2 protein-coding genes are annotated in these 16,180 nt (G+C 74.0%); both read left to right on the forward strand.

The features are described 5' to 3' along the window. Nucleotides 1-41 precede the first annotated feature (41 nt). Nucleotides 42-296, forward strand: a complete 255-nt coding sequence (locus ACYUD3_RS10415; protein ID WP_470967090.1) for an acyl carrier protein — start codon at nucleotides 42-44, stop codon at nucleotides 294-296. A gap of 6 nt (nucleotides 297-302) precedes the next feature. After that, nucleotides 303-16,175 carry a non-ribosomal peptide synthetase gene (locus ACYUD3_RS10420; RefSeq protein WP_470967093.1) on the forward strand — a complete coding sequence of 5,291 codons (15,873 nt, stop codon included), beginning with the start codon at nucleotides 303-305 and terminating at the stop codon, nucleotides 16,173-16,175. The last annotated feature ends 5 nt before the right edge of the window (nucleotides 16,176-16,180 follow it).

Below are 16,180 nucleotides of genomic sequence, written 5' to 3' on the forward strand. Positions count from 1 at the left end.
CTCCCACTTTCGTCCGTCCCCCGCATGAAAAGAGACCTCCCATGACCGCTGGCTCCCCCGACGTGCACGCCTGGCTCACCGACCGCGTGGCGACCTACCTGCGGCGTTCACCGGAGGGTCTCGACACGTCGGTGCCGCTGGCCGAGTACGGCCTGGACTCGCTGACGGCGCTGGCCATCACGGCGGACATCGAGGACGAGTTCGAGATCACCGTCGACGACGCGCTGACCTGGGACCACCCCACGATCGACGCGCTGGCGAAGGTCCTCACCGAGCTCGTCGCACAGGAGGCCTGAGCAGTCATGGACACCCTCGCGACGCACCGGGGCCTGCCGCTGACGGCGACCCAGCACGGGGTGTGGGTCGCCCAGCGCCTCGCCCCCGACAGCCCGCTGTACACCTGCGGCGTCTACTTCGACGTCCCGGGCCCTGTCGACCGCGCCCTGCTGGAGCGGGCGGTCCGGCGGTCCGTGACCGAGACGGAGGCCCTGCGGGTCCGCTTCCACGACGACGGCGAGACCCCCGCCCAGGAAGTGCACGACATCCAGGCCGAGTTGGGGTACCTGGACGTCAGCGGCGCCACCGACCCGCTCGCCGCCGCCCGCGCCTGGGCCGACGCCGAGCAGGCCCGCCCGATCCCGCTCGACGGGGCGCGCCTGTTCACCCACACCCTGGTCAGGCTCGCCCCCGACCGGCACTGGGTGCACTTCCGCTACCACCACATCCTCCTCGACGGCTACGGCCAAGTCCTGCACTGCGCCCGCCTGTTGGAGCTGTACACGGCGCTCGCCACGGGGACGGAGCCGGCCGCGACGGCGTTCGGCGCGCTGGGCGAGGTGCTGAACGAGGAGTCCGCCTACCGGAGTTCGCCGCGCGCCGCGCGCGACCGGGCCTACTGGAAGGGGGAGTTCGCGGATCTGCCGGACTCCACCGAACTGGGCGCCCGCTCCACCGGCTCCGGTTCCGGCCCGGCCGGACTCGCCCCCAGCCTCCCGAGCACCCCCGGCCGGCTCGACGCCGCCCTCTTCGAGCGGGTCCGCGAACTCGCCGGCCCCCGCTGGTCGGTGCCGGTCATCGCGGCCGTCGCCGCCTACACGCACCGCGTGACGGGCGCCCGCGATGTCGTCGTCCGCGTCTTCATGGCCGCCCGGCGCGGTCCGCACGCGCTGGCGACGCCCGCGATGCTGGTCAACGACGTGCCGCTGCGGGTGGCGGTCGACGGTTCGACGACGTTCGCGCAGCTGCTGGAGCGGGTCGGGGCGCGGCTGAGCGAGGCGACGCGGCATCAGCGGCATCCGCAGGAGGAGCTGCGCCGGGAGCTGTCGGCCGCCGCGCACCCGGGGACCATGTCCGGGCCTTCGGTGAACGTGCTGTCGTTCGCCGCCGCCCGCCTGCCCTGCGGCGAAGTCCTGGCCGAGGCCCACCAGTTGGCGTCGGGCCCGGTCCGCGACCTCGCGCTGCACGCGTACGGCGACCCGGAGGCCGGCGCCGGCATCGAGCTGATGCTGAACGCCCACCCGGGCCGCTTCACCCCGGAGACGGTCGTCGCCCACCGCGACCGCTACGTCCGCCTCCTGGAAGCCGTCACCGCCGACCCGGACCTGCCGCTGGGCGCCGTGCGCCTCACCGAACTCGATGAAGAGGTCGGCCAAAAAAGCGCCCCTGCCACCCAACCCCCTTCTCTCGTCAGCCTGTTGGAGTCGGCCGCCGCCGAACGCCCCGACTCCGAGGCCGTCTTCTTCGAGGGCGAGCGCCTCACGTACGGCGAGCTGAACGCCCGCGCCAACCGCATGGCCCACGCCCTGCGCGGCGAAGGCATCGGCCCCGAATCCCGTGTGGCCGTCCGACTTCCGCGCTCCATCGACCTGATCGTGGCCCTGTGGGCGGTCCTGAAGGCGGGCGCCGCCTACGTCCCGGTCGAGACCGGCTACCCCGCCGAGCGCATCGCGTACGTCCTGGCCGACTCGCGGGCCTCTTACGTCATCGACGAGGAGACCGTACGCGGTCTCGGCGCGGGCGAGTCCGACGCGGACCCCGGTGTGCGGACCGACGGCGACAGCGCGGCGTACGTGATCTACACCTCCGGCACGACCGGCCGGCCCAAGGGCACGGTCGTCACGCACGCCGGTGTCGGGAACATGCTGGCCTGGATGCAGGAGGAGTACCGACTCACCCCTACGGACAGGGTCGTTCACAAGACGCCGGTCGGGTTCGACGTGTCGGTGTGGGAGGTCTTCTGGACCCTCACCCGGGGCGCTGCGCTCGTGGTCGCGCGCCCCGACGGGCACCGGGACCCCGGCTATCTGGCCGAGCTGGTGCGGGACCAGAAGGTCACCGTCATCCACTTCGTGCCCTCGATGCTGGGCCCGTTCCTCGACGAGTACATCCCGACTGACGAGCTGCGTATGGTGAGTTGCGGCGGCGAGGCCCTGTCCGCCGGGCTCGCCGAGCGCTTCCACCAGGTGTGCGGCGCCCAACTGCACAACTCCTACGGGCCCACCGAGTTCTCGGTGACCGCCACTTCGCACGCCTGCGCGCCCGGCGTCCCCGTCACCATCGGCACGCCGACCGCCGACTCCCGCGCCTACGTGCTGGATCCGGCGCTGCACCCGGTCGCCGCCGGTACGACCGGCGAACTCTATCTGTCGGGCGTGCAGTTGGCGCGCGGCTACCTGGACCGGCCGGCCCTGACCGCCGAGCGGTTCGTCGCCGACCCGTACGGCCCGTCCGGCGCCCGCATGTACCGCACCGGCGACCTCGTGCGCCAACTCCCCTCCGGCGAGCTGGAGTTCGCGGGCCGCGCCGACGACCAGGTGAAGATCAACGGCCAGCGTGTCGAGCCCGCCGAGATCGAGGCCGTCCTCGCGGCCGTGCCCGGCGTCGAGCAGGCCGTGGTCGTCGTCCACGACAGTCCCCGCCGCCTCGTCGGCTATGTGACCGGCAGCCCGCAGGCCGAACCCCGTGCCCGGCTGGCCGAGTCGCTGCCCGCGCACATGGTGCCGGCGGCCGTGCTGGTCCTCCCGGCGATCCCGGTCACCCCGAACGGCAAGGTCGACCGCGCCGCTCTGCCCGCCCCCGAGGCCCCGGCCGCCGGCCGCGCGCCCGGCACGGCCGCCGAGCGGACCCTGCACGCGATCGCCGCCGGGCTGCTGAGCAAGCCTGAACTCGGCGTGGACGAGAACCTGTTCGTGCTCGGCGCCGACAGCATCCACGCCATCCAGATCGTCAGCCGGGCCCGCCGCGAGGGCTACACGCTCACCCCGCAGGACGTCTTCGACCACCCGACGATCGCGGAACTCGCCGAGGCCGTCGGCACGACGGCCGACCGGGCGCCGGTCGACGACGACCCGGTCGGCGAGCTGGCGGACACCCCGATGTCCCGGCGCCTCGCCCAACGCGGCGGCCCCACGGCCGGGTTCGCCCAGTCGGTGCTGCTGCACACCACGCCGGGACTCTCCTTCGAGAGCCTGCGCGACGCGCTCCAGGCGGTCCTGGACCGGCACGACGTGCTGCGGCTGCGCGGGCGTGAAGTCCGGCCCGTGGGCGCCCTGTCGGCAAGTGACGTGCTGACTCAGGCCGGCGGTCACGACGTCGAGGAGCACAAGGAGGCGGCCCGGCGGGCGCTGGACCCGGACTCCGGGGTGAACCTGCGCGCGGTCTGGCTGGCCGACGCCGGTCAACTCCTGCTCGTCGTCCACCACTTGGTGATCGACGGGGTCTCCTGGCGCATCCTGCTGCCCGACCTCGCCGAGGCGCTGGCCGCCGGTGCGGAGGGGCGGGAGGCGGTGCTGTCGCCGAAGGGGACCTCGGTGCGGCGCTGGGCCGCGCACCTGGCCGAGACGGACGCCGACGCCGAGTTCACGCTGTGGCGCGACATCCGCTCGACGCCCGAACTCCCGCTGGGCGAGCGCCCGTTGGACCCGGCCCGGGACACCCACGGCACCACCCGCACGCTGACCGTGACCGTCCCCGCCGACCTCACCGAAACCGTGCTCTCCACCCTCCCCGCCGCCTGGCGGGCCACCCCCGACGACATCCTGCTGGCCGCGCTCTCCGTGGCCGTCCAGCGCCACCGCGGCGAGGGCCCGGTCCTGGTCGACCGCGAGGGCCACGGCCGCGACCGGCTGCCCGACGGGTACGACGTCACGACCACCGTGGGCTGGTTCACCCGTGTCCACCCGGTCCGCCTCGGCGCCGGGACCGCCACCGGACCCGAGCTGATCAAGCGGACCAAGGAGGAGCTGAGGGCCGTACCGGACGGCGGGCGCGGGCACGACCTGCTCCACGCCGAACTGGCCGAACTCCCTTCCCCGCAGCTGACGTTCAACTACCTGGGCCGGCTCGACGCGCAGGACCTGGGCGGCTGGCGGCTGGCCGAGGTCGGTCTGCTCGCCGACGCCGAACTGGCCTGCGCGCACGCCCTCCAGGTCGACGCGCACGTCCGCGACGGCGAGCTGACCGCCGTGTGGACGTACGCCGGAGGTGTCCTGACCGAGGACGACGTGCGGGCGCTCGCCGGGGCGTGGACCGAGGCGCTGGGCGAACTCGCCTCGCACACCAAGGGAGTGCTGACCCCGTCGGACGTCCCGCTGGTGCGGATCACGCAGACCGAGCTGGACCGGCTGCGCGGCGCCGAGGACGTGCTGCCGCTGTCGCCGCTCCAGGAGGGGCTGCTGTTCCTCGCGCTGTACGAGGCGCAGGACCCGTACGTCGGGCAGCTCGTCCTGGAGATCGAGGGCGGCTTCGACCCGGAGCGGATGCGGGAGGCGGCGGCCTCGCTGCTGGGCCGGCATCCCAACCTGCGGGCCGCGTTCCGCTCCCGGTCCGAGGGCGCGCCCGTGCAGGTCGTGCCGGCCGAGGTCCGCGTGCCGTTCGAGGTGCGCGACGACACCGACCTGGACGCCTTCCTCGCCCGTGACCGGGCGCGCGGCTTCAGCGTCGTCCGGCCGCCGCTGGTGCGGTTCACGGCGCTCGGGGACCGGCTCGTCGTCACGCACCACCACCTGCTGCTCGACGGGTGGTCGCTGCCGGGTCTGGTGCGGGAGCTGTTCACGCTGTACGGCGGGGAGCCGTTGCCCGCCGCGCCCGCCTACCGGGACTTCCTGGCCTGGCTGGGCGGGCGGGACCGGGCGGCCGGGCTGCGGGCCTGGAACGCCGAGCTGGCCGGGCTCACCCCGACGCTGCTGGCGCCCGCCGGCGCGGCCGAGGACGGGCACGGGAGTGTCGAGACGGCCCTGTCCCCTGAGGCGACGGCGGCGCTCGGCGCGGCGGCCCGTGAGCACGGGCTGACCCTCAACTCCGTGGTGCAGGGCCTGTGGGCGCTGCTGCTCGCCGGGCTGACCGGCCGCGACGACGTCGTGTTCGGCGCCGCCCGCTCCGGCCGTCCGGCCGAGCTGCCCGGCGCGGAGACGATGACCGGGCTGTTCGTCAACACGCTCCCGGTGCGGGTGCGGATCGAGCGGGACGAGCCGCTGGCCGCGCTGCTGGCCCGGGTGCAGCGGGCCCAGCTCGCCCTGGACGCCCACCAGCACGCCTCGCTCGCCGAGATCACCCGGGCGACCGGCTTCGACGCGCTGTTCGACACGGTCGTCGCGTTCGAGAACTACCCGATGGACGACGGGCTTTCGGCGGGCGGGCTGCGGCTGGTCCACGCCGACCTCGTCGAACGCAGCCACTATCCGCTGTCCCTGTCGGTGTTCCCGGGCGGGCAACTGCGGCTGCGCCTGGCGCACTTGAGCGGGGCGGAGGTCGCCGGGCGGGTCATGGAGCTGTTCGCCGGACTGCTCGCCTCGGCCGAACTCGCCGCGCCCGTAAGCGAGTTGGCGGCGGTATCCGACCAGGACCGGCTGCTGGTCACCGGTACGACCGGGGAAGCGACACAGGCCACCACCGACACGAACACGCCGCTTCCCAACATCACCCGCACCCCCCGCTCCCCCGAAGAAGAAGCCCTCTGTGTGATCGTCGCCGACGTCCTCGGCGTCGAACAGGTGGGCGTGGACGACGAGTTCTTCTCCCTGGGCGGCACCTCGATCCTGATGATCCGTCTCGTGCACCGCGTGCGCGACGCGTTCGGTGTCGATCTGTCGCTGCGGGACGTGTTCGCGGCGCCGACGGTCGCCGGGGTCGCCGAGCGGCTGGCCGGGCTCTCCCCGGAGGCGAAGGGGATCACGGCGGAGGAGCGGCCCGAGCGGCTGCCGCTGTCGTTCGCGCAGGAGCGCATGTGGTTCCTCCAGCGGCTCCAGGGCGGTTCGGGCACCTACAACATCCCCCTCGCGATCCGTCTTTCGGGCCCGCTGGACGCGGACGCCCTCGGCGGGGCGCTGGCGGATCTGGTGCGCCGGCACGAGGCGCTGCGCACGGTGTACCCGGAGGACGAGCAGGGCCCGCACCAGGTGGTGCTGCCCGTGGACACGCCGTTCGCGATGGAGGTCGTGCCCGACGACCCCACGCCGGACCTCGCGGCGTCGGCGGCCCGCCCGTTCGATCTGACGCGGGACGTGCCGCTGCGCATGACCCTGTACACCGTGGGCCCGGACGAGCATCTGCTGCTGCTGGTCGTGCACCACATCGCGGCCGACGGCGCCTCGCTGCGGCCGATGGCGCAGGACATCACGGCCGGCTACCGCGCGCGGATCGCCGGGCGGCTGCCGGACTTCGCCGAACTGCCGGTGCAGTACCCGGACTTCGCGCTGTGGCAGCGCCAGACGCTGGCCGAGGACCTGCCCCGGCAGATCGAGCACTGGCGGCAGACGCTGGACGGGCTGCCGCCGGAGGTCACCTTCCCCGGCGACCGGCCGCGCCCCGCCGTGTCCACGCACCGGGGCGGGCACGTCGAGTTCCCGGTGCCGCCGGAGCTGTACCGGCGGATGCTGGACCTCGCGGGCCGGACCCGCACGACCCCGTTCATGATCCTCCAGGCGGCGGCGTCGCTGCTGCTGACGCGGCTCGGCGCGGGCGAGGACATCCCGCTCGGCGGTGTCATCGCGGACCGCCCGGACTCGGTCCTGGACGATGTCGTCGGCGTGTTCATCAACACGCTCGTCTACCGCTTCGACACCTCCGGCGACCCCCGCTTCGAGGAGCTGCTGGTCCGCGTCCGTGAGACGGGTCTTGCCGCCTACGCCCATCAAGGGGTGCCGTTCGAGCGGCTGGTGGAGGAGCTGAACCCGGAGCGCTCCCGCTCCCGGCACGCCTTCTTCCAGGTGATGCTGGCGTGGCTGGACCTCACCGAGGCGCGGTTCGACCTGCCGGACATCACGTCCGACCCGGGCCCGGTGACCAGCGGCACCGCCAAGTTCGACGTGCACTTCGACTGCCACGTCCACGAGGACGGCGGTCTGCTGTGCCGCCTGGAGTACGCGGCCGACCTGTACGACCGGCGCACGGCGGAGAGCTTCGCCGCCCGCTTCGTCCGCGTCCTGGAGTCGGTGACGGCCGATCCGGCGGTGCGGCTGTCCGAGGTGGACGTGCTGGGCGCCGAGGACCGCGCGAAGGTCCTGACGGGCTGGAACGCGACAGAGGTCGACTTCACCAACTCGCCTTCCCTGGCTGAGCAGTTGGAGTCCCAGGACCCGGCGGCGACGGCGGTCGTCTTCGAGGGCGAGGAGATCTCCTACGGCGAGTTCAACGCCCGCGTGAACCGGCTGGCGCACGCCCTGATCGGGCGGGGTGTCGGCCCGGAGTCGCGGGTCGCGGTGATGCTGCCGCGCTCGGTGGAGCTGATGGTCGCGCTGTGGGCGGTGGTGAAGGCGGGCGCGGCGTACGTGCCGATCGACACCGGCTACCCGGCCGACCGCATCGCGTACATCCTGTCCGACTCGGGCGCCCGGCTGCTGGTCTGCGACCGCGACGTCGAGGGCTTCGAGCGGATCGCGCCCGACGCTGAGGGCCCGGCGCGCAACCCGGGTGTGACGGCGTACGGGGACAGCGCGGCGTACGTCATCTACACCTCGGGCTCGACCGGCCGGCCCAAGGGCACGGTCAACACGTACGCGGGGATGGCGAACCGGCTGCTGTGGATGCAGCGCGACCATGAACTCGCCGCCGGTGAGCGGGTGTTGCAGTCGACGCCGGTGAGTTTCGACGTGTCGGTGTGGGAGGTGTTCTGGACCCTCGCCGAGGGCGGCACGCTGGTCGTGGCGCGTCCCGACGGGCACCGCGACCCGCGCTATCTGGAGGAGCTGATCCGCGCGCGGTCGGTGGCGGTCGTCCACCTGAGCGCGTCGATGCTGGCCGCCTACCTGGCCGAGACCCGGCTGCCGTCCTGCGTCCGCCTGGTCGTCTCCGGCGACGAGGCGCTGCCGGTGGAGCTGGTGCGCCGCTTCCACCAGGACACGTCGGACGCGGTCCTGCTGAACGCGTACGGCCCGACGGAGGCCGCCGTCGACGTCACCACCTGGGCCGCGGGCCCGAGCACGGAGACGGTGCTGATCGGCCCGCCGGTCGCGAACACCCGCGCCTACGTCCTGGACGACCACCTCGCGCCGGTCGCCCCGGGCGCGCCGGGTGAACTGTACGTCGAGGGCGTGCAGTTGGCGCGCGGCTACCTGGACCGCCCGGCCCTGAGCGCCGAGCGGTTCGTGGCGAGCCCCTTCGGTGCGCCGGGCGCGCGGATGTACCGCACGGGTGACGTGGCGCGCTGGACGGCGGACGGTGAGCTGGAGTATCTGGGCCGCGCCGACAACCAGGTCAAGCTGCGCGGTTTCCGCGTGGAGCTGGGCGAGGTCGAGGACGCGCTGGCCGACCACCCGGACGTGGCGCTGGCGGCGGCCGCCGTCCATGGCCAGCGGCTGGTCGGGTACGTCGTCCCCGTGCGCGCGGGCGTCGAGGTGGACGCGGACTCGGTGCGCGACCGGCTGTCCGGACGGCTGCCGGAGTACATGGTGCCGGCGCAGCTGGTGCGTCTGGAGGCGCTGCCGCTGACACCGAGCGGGAAGCTGGACCGCAAGGCGCTGCCGGTGCCGGAGGTCGTGGCGGCGGCCGGGCGCGCTCCGCGCACCCCGCAGGAGGAGATCCTGTGCGGTCTGTTCGCGGAGGTGCTGGGGGTGCCCGGGGTCTCGGTGGACGACGACTTCTTCGCGCTGGGCGGGCATTCGCTGCTGGTGGCACGGCTGGCGAGCCGGATCCGGGCGGCGCTGGACGTGGACGTCGAGCTGGCGGTGCTGTTCGAGGCGACGACCGTGGCGCGGCTCGCGTCCCGGCTGGCGGGCGCGGGTCCGCGCCGGGCCGGGGTGAGCGCGCGGGAGCGCGGCGGGCGGGTGCCGCTGTCGTACGCGCAGGAGCGGCTGTGGTTCCTGCACCGGTTCGAGGGGCCGTCGGCGACGTACAACCTGCCGGTGTCGCTGCGGCTGACCGGTGAGGTCGACCGGGCGGCGCTGGGCGCGGCGCTGGCGGATGTGGCGGGGCGGCACGAGGCGCTGCGGACGGTGTTCGCGGAGGACGCGGAGGGCGCGTACCAGGTGGTCCTGGACGCCGTGCCGCCGCTGCTGACCGTGGTCACGGACCGGGTCGGGGAGGCGGTGGCCGCCGAGGTGCGGGTGCCGTTCGACCTGACCCGGGACGTGCCGCTGCGCGCGACCCTGTTCGACGCGGGGGACGGCTCGTGCGTGCTGCTGCTGGTGCTGCACCACATCGCCGGTGACGGGGCGTCGATGGCGCCGCTCGCCGGGGACCTGGCGACCGCGTACGCGGCCCGCACGCAGGGCGAGGAGCCCAAGTGGGCGCCGCTGCCGGTGAGTTACGGGGACTACGCGCTGTGGCAGCGCCGGGAGCTGGACCAGGTCGAGCTGGAGCGGCAGGCGGCGCACTGGAAGGAGGTGCTCGCGGGGCTGCCCGAGCAGCTGGAGCTGCCCTTCGACCGGCCGCGTCCCGCTGTGCCGACGCACCGGGGCGAGACCGTGGAGTTCGCGGTGGCCCCTTCGGTGCACGGGACGCTCGTCAAGCTGGCGCGGGAGCATCACACGACCGTGTTCATGGTCGTGCACGCGGCGCTGGCGACCCTGCTGCACCGGCTCGGCGCCGGTGACGACATCGTGATCGGCTCGCCGGTCGCGAACCGGGGCGACGACGCGCTGGCCCCGCTGGTCGGGTTCTTCGCCAACAACCTGGTGCTGCGCACCGACTTGGGCGGCGACCCGGACTTCGCGGAGGTGCTGCGCCGGGCGCGGGCGGCCGACCTGGACGCGTACGCCCACCAGGACGTGCCGTTCGAGCGGGTCGTGGAGAGCGTCAACCCGACGCGCTCGACCGCCCGGCACCCGCTGTTCCAGACCAACCTGAACTGGAACAACGCCGATCAGCGGGTCGTCGTGGAGCTGCCCGGGGTCACGGCGGAGATCCGTCCGGTGGCCTCTCCGGCGGCCAAGTTCGACCTGTCGTTCTTCCTCACCGAGCGGCCCGAGGGCGGGGTGAGCGGTGTGCTGGAGTTCGCGACCGACCTGTTCGACCGCTCGTCGGCGGCCCGGATCGCGGACCGCTTCACGGCGCTGCTCGCGGCGGTCAGCGCCGAACCCGGCCTGCCCGTCGGCGAGTTCGACGTGGTCGGCGCGGACGAGCGGCGGCTGCTGGCGGAGTGGAACGCGACGGCGCACCCGGTGCCCGGCGGCACGGTCACCGACCTCGTCGAGGCCCAAGTCGCCCGCACTCCCGACGCGTTGGCCGTCGCGTACGGCGGGGTCGAGCTGACGTACGCCGAACTCGACGCGCGCGCTTCCCGGTTGGCGGCGCGGCTCATGGAGCTGGGGGCCGGTCCCGAGCGGCATGTGGCGGTGCTGCTGCCGGTGTCGCAGGACGTGCCGGTGACGCTGCTGGCGATCTGGAAGACGGGCGCGGCCTATCTGCCGATGGACCCGGGGCACCCGGCCGACCGGCTCGGGTTCATGCTCGCCGACATCGCCCCGGTGGCGGTCGTGACCAGCGGTGAACTCGCCGATCTGGTACGGCCGTTGACGGACGCGGTACTGGTCTCCCCGGACGCCGTGGGTGCTCTTGAGAAGCCGGCAGCTGTCGAACGGCGGCCCGAGCAGGCGGCGTTCGTCATCTTCACCTCCGGTTCGACCGGGCGGCCCAAGGCGGTCGTGGTCGAACACCGGTCGCTGGTCGCCTACTTGGCGTGGGCGACGCACGAGTACGCGAGCATCAGGGAGCGGGTGCTGGTGCACTCGCCGGTCGCCTTCGACCTGACGGCGACCGGTCTGTTCGGCCCGCTGATCTCGGGCGGCTGCCTGGAGCTGGTGCGGTGGGGCGCGAGCGGTCCCGACCCGGAGGCGGCCGTGGCCCGGCCCGCGTTCGTGAAGGCGACCCCGAGCCATCTGCATCTCCTGGGCGTGGTCCCGGAGGAGTACTCCCCCAGCGGCCAACTCGTCCTGGGCGGCGAGTCGTTGCTGGGCGACGTCCTGGACTCCTGGCGCACCAAGCACCCCGGGGTGACCGTCCTCAACGAGTACGGCCCGACCGAGACGACCGTCGGGTGCAGCCTGTTCCGCATCGAGCCCGGCGACCCGGTGCCGCCGGGGGTGATCACCATCGGCACCCCGGCCTGGAACACCCGCATGTACGTCCTGGACGCCCTGCTGCGCCCGGCGCCGCTGGGCACCGCCGGTGAGCTGTACGTCGCCGGCGACCTCGTGACCCGGGGTTACCACGGCCGCCCGGAGCTGACCGCGGGCCGCTTCGTCGCCGACCCGTTCGGTCCCGCGGGGTCGCGGATGTACCGCACCGGTGACCTCGGGCGGTGGACGGCGGCCGGCCGGCTGGAGTTCGTCAGCCGGGTCGACGACCAGGTCAAGATCCGCGGTTTCCGGATCGAACTCGGCGAGGTGGAGGCCGTGTTGACGGCCCAGCCCGGTATCGGCGCCGCCGCCGTGGTGGTCCGCGAGGACGTCCCCGGCGACAAGCGGCTGGTCGCCTACGTCGTCGGCCACTCGGGCTCGACGGAGAGCCTGCGGGAGGCGGCGGCCAAGGCGCTGCCCGACTACATGGTCCCGGCCGCGTTCGTCGTCATGGACGCCCTCCCGCTGACCGGCAACGGCAAGATCGCCCGCAAGGCGCTGCCCGCCCCGGCCGCCGACACCTCGGGACGTCCGCCGGCCGAGGGTCTGGAACGCCGGGTCGCGGACCTCTTCGCGGCTGTCCTCGGCGTGCCCGCCCCGGGCGCGGACGACGACTTCTTCCGCCTCGGCGGCCACTCCCTGCTCGTCGCCCGCCTGGTCAACCGCGTCCGCGCCGACCTCGGCGCCGAACTCTCCGTCCGGGAGGCCTTCGAGCACACGACGGTCGCGGCGCTCGCGCAGCTCCTGTCCGAGCGCACCACGATCACCGCGCGCCCCGCGCTGGTCCGGCGTGAACGCCCCGCCCACGTGCCGCTGTCGGCGGCGCAGCGGCGGATGTGGTTCCTCGACCGGCTCGACGGCCAGGCGCAGACGTACACCATCCCCGTCGTCCTGCGCATGACCGGCGCTCTCGACCGGGACGCGCTGCGGGAGGCGTTCGGGGACGTGGTGCGGCGGCACGAGGTGCTGCGGACGGTGATCGCCGAGGGGCCCGAGGGCCCGCACCAGGTGGTCCTCGACACCGAACCCCGGTTCGCGGTACGGGCGTACGCGCCCGGCGAGTTCGCCGCCGGGCTCGCCGAGGCCGCCGCGATGCCGTTCTCGCTCGACCACCATCTGCCCATCCGCGCGGTCCTGTTCACCGACGGGGAGCGCGAACACGCCCTGCTGCTCCTGCTGCACCACATCGCGGGCGACGGCGCCTCCATGCGCCCGCTCGCCGGCGACCTGTCCACCGCGTACGCCGCCCGGCTCGCCGGCCACGCGCCGAACTGGGCGCCGCTGCCGGTGCAGTACGCCGACTACGCGCTGTGGGAGCGTGAACTGCCCGCCGACCGGGTCGAGTTCTGGACGAAGGAGCTGGCCGGGATCCCCGACCAGATCGAGCTGCCCACCGACCGGCCCCGGCCCGCCGTCGCCTCCCAGCGCGGCGACACGGTGTCCTTCACGGTCCCGGCCGCCCTGCGCGCCCACGCCGAGACCCTGGGCCGCGACCGGGGCGCCAGCGCCTTCATGGTGGCGCACGCCACCCTCGTCACCCTGCTGAACCGGCTCGGCGCGGGCGACGACATCGTCGTCGGCACCCCCGTCGAGGGCCGCCCCGACACCGCGCTGGAGCATCTGGTCGGTCTCTTCGCGGGCACCCTGGTCCTGCGCGCCGATGCCTCCGGCGACCCCACCTTCGAGGAACTCCTCGACCGGGTCCGCACGGCGGACGTGGCCGCGTACGACCACACGGACGTGCCGTTCGAGCAGCTGGTCGAGGTCCTCAACCCGGCCCGCTCCCGGGACCGGCACCCGCTGTTCCAGGTCATGCTGACGGTCAATCAGGAAGCACTGGCCCCCGAACTGCCGGGACTTGAGGTCACCCTGGGTGAAGTGCCGGGCGAGCGGGCCAAGTTCGACCTGTCGCTGACGCTGTCCGAGAGCGCGGACGGCGGCTGGCACGGCTGGGTCGAGTACGCCACCGACCTCTTCGACCGGGCCACCGCCGAGAGCGTGGCCGCGCGCTGGCTGCGGCTCCTTCAGGAGGTGACGGCCGATCCGGCGCGCACGCTGCACGCGCTGCCGCTGCTGACCGGCGCCGAGCGCGCGGACGTGCTGGCCCGTGGGGTCGGGGTCCAACGGCCGTCGTCCGGTGGGTCGTTGCCGGAGATGTTCGCCGCGCAGGTGGCGCGTACGCCGGACGCCGTGGCTGTCGTGGGCGGCGGCTCGGCGCTGACGTACGCCGAGCTGGACCGGCGGGCGGGGCAACTCGCGCGGCATCTGGTCTCGCTCGGAGCCGGTCCGGAGGGTGTGGTGGCCGTGGTGCTGCCGCGCCGGCCGGAGGTGGTCGTGGCGCTGCTCGCGGTGCTGCGGACGGGGGCCGCCTATCTGCCGATCGACCCGGCGAACCCGCAGGCGCGGATCGACGCGCTCGTGGCGGACGCGGGGGCGGGGATCGTGCTGGACGAGGGGGTACTGGCGGGCCTGTCAAATTCAAACGGCCTCACAGGCGACTCCCCCGCCGACGCCTCCGCCGGCCTGCCCGGCATCCAGGTGCACCCCCGCCAGGCCGCCTACCTCATCTACACCTCCGGCTCGACCGGCCGCCCCAAGGGTGTCGTCGTCGAACACGCCTCCCTCGCCGCCTACTTGACCGAGGCCGCGGCGATGTACCCGGCCGCGGCGGGCGAATCCCTCGTCCACACCTCGCTCGCCTTCGACATGCCGGTGACGACCCTGTTCACCCCGCTGGTCACGGGCGGCCGGGTGCGGTTCGCGGACCTCGACGCCGACACGCCCACCCCGGATCTGCTCAAGGTCACCCCGAGCCACCTGAAGCTGCTGGAGTCGCTGCCCGACCGGGTGAGCGACGCCCGCGACCTGGTGATCGGCGGCGAGTCCCTCGACGGCACGGCCCTCCAGGCGTGGCGCGAGCGGCACCCCGGGGCCGTGGTGATCAACGAGTACGGTCCGACGGAGGCGACGGTCGGCTGCGTCGTGCACCGCCTGGAGCCGTCCGACCCCCTCGCCGCGGGGCCCGTACCGATCGGCCGGCCCATCGGGGGCGCGCGCGTGTACGTCCTCGACGGCCGGCTCCAGCCCGTCCCCGACGGCGTGTGGGGCGAGCTGTACCTCGCCGGCGCCGGGGTCGCGCGCGGCTACGCGGGCCGTCCGGGGCAGAGCGCGGAACGGTTCGTCGCCGATCCGTACGGCCCGGCGGGCGCCCGGATGTACCGGGTGGGCGACCGGGCGCGCTGGAACCGGGACGGGGTCCTGGAGTACGCGGGCCGCGTCGACGACCAGGTCAAGGTCCGGGGTTACCGGATCGAGCCGGGCGAGATCGAGGCGGCGCTGACGGCGCTGGAGGGGGTGGCGCGGGCGGCGGTGATCGCCCGCGAGGACCGGGTGGGGGATGTGCGGCTGGTGGCGTACGTCGTCCCCGAGACCTCGGCGCCCGAAGCGACGGCGACCGGCACCGTCGTATCCGTACCGCTCGACCTGGAAGCCCTCCGCTCCCGGCTCGCCGCCACCCTCCCCTCCCACCTCGTCCCCTCCGCGTTCGTGGAGGTCGGCGCGATCCCGCTGAACGCCAACGGCAAGCTCGACCGCCGTGCTCTCCCGGCCCCGCCGGACGCGGCGGCCGGGGCCGGGCGGGCTCCGCGTACGCCTCAAGAGGCCGCGCTGTGCGCCCTGTTCGCGGAGGTGCTCGGGGTCGCGGAGCTCTCGGCCGACGACGACTTCTTCCGGCTGGGCGGTCACTCGCTGCTCGGGACGAAGCTGATCGCGCGGATCCGGGAGGAGCTCGGCGCCCGCGCGTCGGTGCGGCTCCTCTTCGAGGCGTCGACGCCGGCCGCGCTCGCCGAACGCCTCGCCGCCCCGGTGACCGAGGGCGACGAGGACGCGCTGGCGCCGCTGCTGCCGCTGCGCGGCGCGAAGGCGTCCGGCACCCCGTTGTTCTGCCTGCACCATGTGGACGGCATCGGCTGGTGCTACGCGGTGCTCGGCCCGCACCTCGACGAGGACACCCCGCTGTACGCGGTGCAGGCCGCCGGACTCGACGGCGCCGGGCAACTCCCGGGCAGCCTCGCGGAGATGGCCCAGGACTATGTCCGACTGATCCGCGAGGCCTGGCCGTCGGGACCGTACCGGCTGCTGGGCTGCTCGTCGGGCGGGCTGCTCGCCCATGAGGTCGCCGTACTGCTCCAGGAAGCCGGGCAGACCGTCGAGTCGCTGATCCTGCTGGACACACACCTGCCGCACATCGACCACGACGGCGTGGAGCCGACCGAGCAGGAGCTGCGCGACCATGTGCCGATCCCGGAGGACGGGCCGGTGCTGCTCACCCAGGAGCTGCGCGCGGACCTGGTGCGGGTCGGCGCGCACATCCGGCGGGTGACGCTGCGGCACGTGCCGCGTGTCTACGACGGCGACGCCGTGCTCTTCCACGCCCTGCGCCCCAGCGCCCCCGGCGAGCCCCTGCTCGACCCGGCCGACTGGGCGCCCCATGTGACCGGGACGGTCGACGTCCATGACCTCGACGTCGCCCATCTCGACATGCTGCTCGGCCCGTCGGCGGAGACCGTCGGCCGCGCGGTGGCCGCGCTCCTGCGCAACCCGAACGACCCGAAAAGGAACTGATCAGC

Source organism: Streptomyces sp. AMJ-169, from assembly GCF_055597585.1.